Source organism: Thioalkalivibrio sp. ALE22, assembly GCF_000381445.1.
Lineage (GTDB): Bacteria > Pseudomonadota > Gammaproteobacteria > Ectothiorhodospirales > Ectothiorhodospiraceae > Thioalkalivibrio.
In genome coordinates this window covers 21,206-27,675 of sequence record NZ_KB906516.1, presented here as the reverse complement: position 1 = coordinate 27,675, position 6,470 = coordinate 21,206, and the positions used below count along the sequence as shown (strand labels likewise).

Annotated in this window: 7 protein-coding genes; 5 read left to right on the top strand and 2 right to left on the bottom strand. The window is 69.1% G+C overall.

From position 1 onward, the window contains the following. The 3 genes from F793_RS14055 to F793_RS0113130 form a co-directional block, all read left to right on the top strand. A partial coding sequence (locus tag F793_RS14055) for a transposase (RefSeq protein WP_196799902.1) occupies positions 1-171 on the top strand: 171 nt, incomplete at its 5' end. A gap of 184 nt (positions 172-355) precedes the next feature. Then, on the top strand, positions 356-2,269 hold the full coding sequence (gene abc-f, locus F793_RS0113135; RefSeq protein ID WP_018882864.1) for a ribosomal protection-like ABC-F family protein: 1,914 nt from the start codon (positions 356-358) through the stop codon (positions 2,267-2,269). Positions 2,270-2,353: 84 nt separating this feature from the next. Then, positions 2,354-2,650: a hypothetical protein gene (locus tag F793_RS0113130; RefSeq protein ID WP_018866736.1), complete on the top strand. Its 297-nt coding sequence runs from the start codon at positions 2,354-2,356 to the stop codon at positions 2,648-2,650. A 134-nt stretch (positions 2,651-2,784) separates the two neighbouring features. On the opposite strand, the gene fliL is transcribed toward F793_RS0113130, so the two are convergent. Further along, entirely contained in the window at positions 2,785-3,192 is a 408-nt protein-coding gene (gene fliL / locus F793_RS0113125; RefSeq protein ID WP_018876905.1) for a flagellar basal body-associated protein FliL, read from the bottom strand. Further along, entirely contained in the window at positions 3,189-4,034 is an 846-nt protein-coding gene (locus tag F793_RS0113120) for a zinc-dependent peptidase (protein ID WP_018878470.1), read from the bottom strand. The genes fliL and F793_RS0113120 overlap by 4 nt, the downstream gene beginning before the upstream one ends. A 125-nt stretch (positions 4,035-4,159) precedes the next feature. Between F793_RS0113120 and F793_RS0113115 the strand changes: the two genes are divergently transcribed. Together F793_RS0113115 and F793_RS0113110 are read left to right on the top strand one after the other, a co-directional pair. Further along, positions 4,160-5,248: a hypothetical protein gene (locus F793_RS0113115; RefSeq protein ID WP_018882863.1), complete on the top strand. Its 1,089-nt coding sequence runs from the start codon at positions 4,160-4,162 to the stop codon at positions 5,246-5,248. A gap of 160 nt (positions 5,249-5,408) precedes the next feature. Beyond that, entirely contained in the window at positions 5,409-6,467 is a 1,059-nt protein-coding gene (locus tag F793_RS0113110) for an efflux RND transporter periplasmic adaptor subunit (RefSeq protein WP_018882862.1), read from the top strand. Positions 6,468-6,470: the final 3 nt, after the last annotated feature.

The following is a 6,470-nucleotide window of genomic DNA, read 5'->3' as shown; positions in this document are numbered from 1 at the left end:
CGCCGGACCCGGGTGGTCCGGATCTTCCCCAACACCCACAGCTGTCTACGCCTGGTACGGGCCCTGGCCGTCGAAATCCACGAAGGCTGGCTGGAGGACAACCGCTACCTGAACATGGATCTGCTCAAAGAGCACAAGAAAATCCTGCTGAGGCAGGCCGAGGCCGCCTGAGCCATACCGACCAACCGAACATGGCTGACTCACTTCTGCACAACTTGACGCACACAACCGATCGTCGCGAGCGTTGTGGGAGATCAGTCCCAAATCCGACAGGCTTCTCTAGTGTCGGCCGCCGAGTCCCGGGCCATGACCGGACTACATGAGCGCGCCCTTCGCTTGCCCTACACTGCGCGACATGATTCGACTTCAAGATATCGAGCTGCGCCGTGGCCGACAGGTCCTCCTGCAGCATGCCAGTCTGACCGTACACGCCGGCTGGCGGGTGGGCCTGACCGGTGCCAACGGCTCTGGCAAATCCAGTCTGCTGGCTGCGCTGCAGGGTGAGCTGAGCCTGGATGCCGGCGAGATCGACCGGCCCGCCGACTGGGTAGTGGCGCACCTGCCGCAGGAGGTCCCGGGGAGCGCGCGTTCAGCCGCGGACTACGTGCTGGATGGCGACGCCGAGTTGCGCGACCTGCAGGCGCGCCTGGAGCAGGTCGCCGACGGCGCCGAACAGGCGCGCCTGTATGCGGCCCTGGATGCGATCGACGGCTGGACGGCGGACGCCCGGGCGCGGCGGCTGCTCGCGGGGCTGGGCTTTGCGCCGGCCGATGCCGACCGGCCGATGAGCGACTTCTCCGGCGGCTGGCGCATGCGCCTGGGGCTGGCGCGCACGCTGATGACGCGCTCCGATCTGTTGTTGCTGGACGAGCCCACCAACCACCTCGATGTCGAGACCATCCTGTGGCTGGAGGACTGGCTGGCGCGCTACCCGGGAACGGTCATCGTGATCGCGCATGACCGGCGGTTTCTGGATTCCGTCTGTACCCATATCGCGCACATCGAGCGCGGGGGCATCGCGCTCTATGCGGGCAGCTATACCCATGCCGAGGCCAAGCGCGCGGAGGCGATCGCCCAGAGCGAGGCGGCGGCCGCGAAGGTCGCGGCCGAGCGCGCCCATCTGGAGGATTTCGTGCGCCGCTTCCGGGCCAAGGCGAGCAAGGCGCGCCAGGCCCAGAGCCGCCTGAAACGCCTGGAGCAGCTCGACGAGGTCGCCGTGATTCGGGCCGCACGGCCGATCCACCTGGAGATCCCGACCCCCGAGCGTCTGCCGGACCCGCTCCTGGCGCTGGATCATGCCGAGGTGCGCTCCGGGGACCGCACCCGCCTGCATGCGACGAGTTTACGTCTGCGGCCGGAGGACCGGATCGGTGTTCTGGGGCCCAATGGTGCCGGGAAATCGACGCTTCTGACCCTGCTGGCCGGCGAGCTGGCGCCCACCGCCGGCGAGCGCCGGGTCGAGCCGAGCCTGAAGGTGGGCTATTTCGCCCAGCACCAGAGCGAGCAGCTGGATCTGGGCGCCTCGCCCCTCGTGCATCTGCAACGCCAGGATCCGCGCGCCGAGGAACAGCGGCTGCGCAACTTTCTCGGTGGCATGGGCTTTCCCGGGGAGAAGGCGGATGCCCCGGTTGGCCAGTGCTCGGGCGGGGAGCGCGTACGCCTGGTGCTGGCGCTGCTGATCTGGCAGGCGCCTTCCCTGCTGTTGCTGGACGAGCCCACCAACCACCTGGATCTGGATATGCGCGAGGCACTGGCCGAGGCGCTGGAGAACTATGCCGGCGGGCTAGTGGTCGTGGCGCATGATCGCGAATTGCTGGCGCGGGTGTGCGACCGTTTCTGGCGCGTCGAGGACGGCCATCTGAGAGATTTCGACGGGGACCTGGATGACTACGCCCGGGAACTGCAGGCGCGCGAGCGCGAGGCCTTTGCCGCGAGCGAACCCGGCACCGGTGAATCGGCAGCCCGCAGCGCCCCGGCCCCGTCGCAGAAGGAGCGGCGCCAGCAGGCCGCACAGGCACGGGCGGCGCTCAAGCCGCTGAAGCAGCGCGCGGACCGCGCCGAGCAGGAATGCACCCGGGTGCAGGAGCGCCTGGAGGCCCTGGAGGCGGAGATGGCCGATCCTGCCCTTTACGAGGGAGAGGCGGCGGATCGCCTGGCGCAGCTGACCCGCGAGCAGGGGGAGCTGCGCGCCCGGCTGGAGTCGCTGGAGGGCGAGTGGATGGAGGCGCTGGAGGCCCTGGAGGCGGCACAGGCCGAGCCGACGGAGTGAGAAGCGATTCAAAGACCAACCCTTGAGATCGGGTATTGCGAGGTCTATACAGGAGGGGAATGCACCGGAACGAGGAGTGACCCCATGAATGCACAGGAACTGAATCGTCGCTGTGTCGAGCTCTTTCACCACCCGGATGCAAAGCTGCATTGCTGGCACCCGCGCATGTTCTGGGAGACCCACATGCTGGAGAACCCGAAGCCGGAAGACCTGCAGGAGCCGAAGGTGGATCTGCGCGAACTGGAGGTGATGCTGGCCGAGGCCGCGCACGAGCCCTCGCAGTGCGCCGAGGAACTGGAGCAGGAGGAGCCGGGCCGGGCTACGCTGATCCGTCACATGATGGAGCGCGGCGAGATGCCGCTGCTGCACCGGCCCCACTGATCGGCGTTTTCTGAATGGCTTGGGCCCCCAACGGGGCCCGGGACTCCGGATGCGGCGTCCCGCTTGCCGACCCCGGCGGTCCCGACTGCCGGGGTCTTTTCGTTCGGGGTATCCGTCCGGACCTTCCGGGGCTACTACTGGCGGATGAAATCCGAGAAATACAGTGCGGCGATCCGCGGGGAGCCGGTGATCTCTTCGAGCAATTCGTTCAGCTCGTCCGTGGCCTGGTTGCGCAGATCCTCGCGGGCGCCGCTGCCGGTCAGGCTGTCGGGGCTGCGGCCGCCGAGGATGTGGATCAGGCGGTCGCGCACGGCGGGGATGTGTTCGCGGATGGCCCGGGCATCTTCCAGATTGTGGCCCTCCAGCTGGATGGAGGCCTGCAGGTAGCGTCCGCGATCGGCGGCCTCCATGTTCACGACCACGGGTTCCAGGGTCACGTAGTGGCTGTCCAGATCGTCCACGGCGAGGGCCAGGGGGGCAAGCAACAGCAGGAGAAGCCCCGACAGGGTCGGGGGCAGGAAACGAAGGGGGCTCGAGGTCATGGTGCGTGCTCCGGGGCGGTTTGCGTGCTGGAGGCGATCCAGTCGCCGCGTCGATGCGGCTCCTGACCGAAGTATGCCACCAGGTGATCATAGATGGCGGGCAGCCGCTCGCGCAGCCGCGCGGGTTCGAAGAAGAAGGACTCCACCGCGACCGCCAGGAACTCCTCCGGGGCCGTGGCCGCGTACGGGTCCAGCGGCAGAGCCGACTCGTCGACCGTGCCGGCCTCCACCGCCTCGACAGTCTCCACGAAGCGGTCGAAGGCGCGGGAGAAATCCTCGGTCCAGGCGCGTGTGGACTGTCCGCGGGGGAGCGGGGGGAAGCCGTTGACCTCGCCGTTGCCGGCGTCCAGCACATGGGTCATCTCGTGGACGACCACGGCGCCGTCGCGTTCGACGTCATTCCACGACAGGATCACCGGCCCGCGCTCCCAGGCCTCGCCGGACTGGGGCATCGCGCCCTGATGCACGATGCCCGCCTCGTCTACCCACTCGTGTTCCGGCACGAAGGTATCCGGATAGAGGATCAGCGTGCGCCAGTCCCGGTACGGCGCCAGGCCCAGCTCCAGGATCGGGAGTGCCGCGTAGGCCGCGATCACCTGGCACTGCCACGGCTCGGGTTCCGCGGCGATCCCGATGAATTCCTTCTGCGCGAGGATCTGCCCGATCAGTTCGCGCAGCCGGGCGCGTTCCTCCGGTGTGAGGCGGGCGATGAACGGCACCCGCTGGCGCATGGCCTCCCACTCGTCGTTGTCGAGGGGGACCGCCTCTGGTTCCAGTCCGGCGAACGGTCCCAGCAGGCGGCGGAACAGGCCTCGCAGCGGGAATTGCGGTGTCGAGTTCATCGCCCGATCGTCGCATGTTTGGCCGTGTCGCGTCCGCCTGCGGCAAAGGCTTGCCGGTGGCGGTTAAGGATTGCCGCTGTGCGGCCGTTAACCCTCTCGGGAATCCGTCCCGTTGAGGAACATCCATGCATATTGCCGATTATTCCATGCAGTTCTCGAGCCAGCGCCTGGCGCTGGAGGCTACCCGGCGCGAGGTGCGCCTGACGGTGCGCGAAGGGGGCGGGGCCGCGCCCCCGGCGGAGCCCCGCCAGGGCGCCGGGCTGCCTGGACTTGTGAGCCCGGACCGGGGCGAACGGCCGGCCCCGGCCTCCGTTGCGGCCCTGCGCGCGCCCTTCGTGGGCGTGGCCCCGGCGGACAGTGAGCTGACGTCTGTGGACCAGCTGCGCACCGAACTGCTCCGGCTGATCCTGGAACGTTTTACCGGGCGCGAGATCCGCGTCGTGGACCCGGCGGACCTCCGGCCCGACGCGAACGCGGATGCGAACCCGCCGGCATTCCTCGAACCGCCCGCAGCCCGGCCCCCGGGCGCCCCGCGTGCGCCGGGCGGCCTTGCCGTGGCCTGGTCGGTGGAGCAGACCCGGGTGGAGATCGAGCGCACGGCCTTCCAGGCCCAGGGGCGGGTGCAGACGGCCGACGGCAAGACCATCGAGATCGACATTGCCCTGACCATGAGTCGCGAGTTCGTCGAGCACACCCGTATTCAGGGCGGTGTCGATGGCGAACTGCATGACCCGCTGGTGATCAATTTCGATGCCCCGGCGGCGGCATTGACCGAGACCCGTTTCGAATTCGACCTGGACGCCGATGGCTCACCGCAGCAGGTGGCCTTCCTGCAGCCCGGAAGCGGTTTTCTGGCCCTCGACCGATCGGGCAGCGGGCAGGTCGATGATGGCTCCGAGCTGTTCGGGCCGCTGACCGGGGACGGCTTCGCCGAACTGCGCCGCTTCGATCACGACGGCAATGGCTGGATCGATGCGGCGGACCCGGTCTATGACCGCCTGCGCGTCTGGACCCGCGACGCCCAGGGCCGCGATCAGTTGCTGGCCCTGGGCGAGGTGGGGGTGGGGGCGATCTACCTCGGACATGTCACTACCCCCTTTGACCTGCGCCATGGCGGTGACAACAGCCTGCTGGGCCAGGTGCAGTCGACCGGCGTCTGGGTGGCCGAGGATGGCCGCAGCGGCAGCGTGCAGCAGATCGATCTGACGGCCTGACGGAACGCGGAGGCTCGTTCCTGCGTCGAGGGTTGTATAACGGCTACTCTGTGCTTTCGTCCACTCCCCGCGAGCGACCCGGCGCATGCGATTCGAGACCCTCTTGTGTTGGCGGCGGTCGGACCGACCGCCCCTGAAGCGCCCGCTGCCCGCCACCTGCATGTCGCGGGGGGGCGGCCGCCTGTCCCTGCTCATGATCCTGGCCGTGGGACTGGCCGGCTGTGGGGGCGAGTCTTCCGAAGCGGCTGACGAGCCCGCTGGCGAGGCGGCGACCCCGATCGCGGCGGTGGAGATGCAGCCGCGGGACCTCTCGCGCGAACTGCGACTTTCCGCGCGGGTCGAGCCGCGGGCGCGGGTGCGCCTGGCGGCTCGTACGGATGGCGTGGTCAAGGCGGTCCATGTCGAGGAAGGCGACCGCGTCGGGCAGGGCGATATCCTGGTCGAGCTGGACGTGGCCGAGGAGCGCGCGGAGCTGGCGCGTGCCGTGGCGCACGCCGAGGAGGCGCGGCTGGAGTACGCCCGCAGCGCCGAGTTGCGGGACGAGGGGATTGCCAGCCGCGCCAGCTACGAACGGGCCCGCGCCGCGCTGCGTTCGGCCGAGAGCGAGCAGGCCCTGTGGCAGGCGCGGGTCGATTACGGGGCGCTCGCTGCCAGCCGCGACGGCGTGATTACCGAGCGGATGGTGGAGCCTGGAGAGGCCGTCGCTGCGCGCGATGCGCTGCTGGAGCTGGTCGATATTACTACGCTGGTGCTGCGACCCGGGGTGTCCGAGCTGGATGTGCGCGACCTGGTCGTGGGCCAGGACGTGCCCATTCGGCTGGATGCCTTTCCGGATGCTGACTACGTCGCCGAGATTCGTCGCATCTTCCCGGCCGCCTCGCCGGATTCCCAGCAGGTGACGGTGGAGATCGCGCTGCCGGCCGAGGCCGCCGACAACGGCGTGCGTCCGGGTAACCTCGCACGCATCCGCATGACCGTTGATGAGCGCCCGAACGCCCTGGCGGTGCCGGCCGCGGCGATCGGCGAGGACGATGACGCGCGCTATGTGTACGTGGTGGTGGATGAACAGCTGGAACGGCGCACGGTCGAGACCGGTGTGACCCGGGGCCCCTGGACCGAGATTACCGAGGGTCTGGAGGAAGGCGAGATCGTGCTGGCGACCAATCCGATCGACATGCGCGAGGGTCAGCGGGTGCGCATTGTCGGCTGGCGGGGCTAGGGC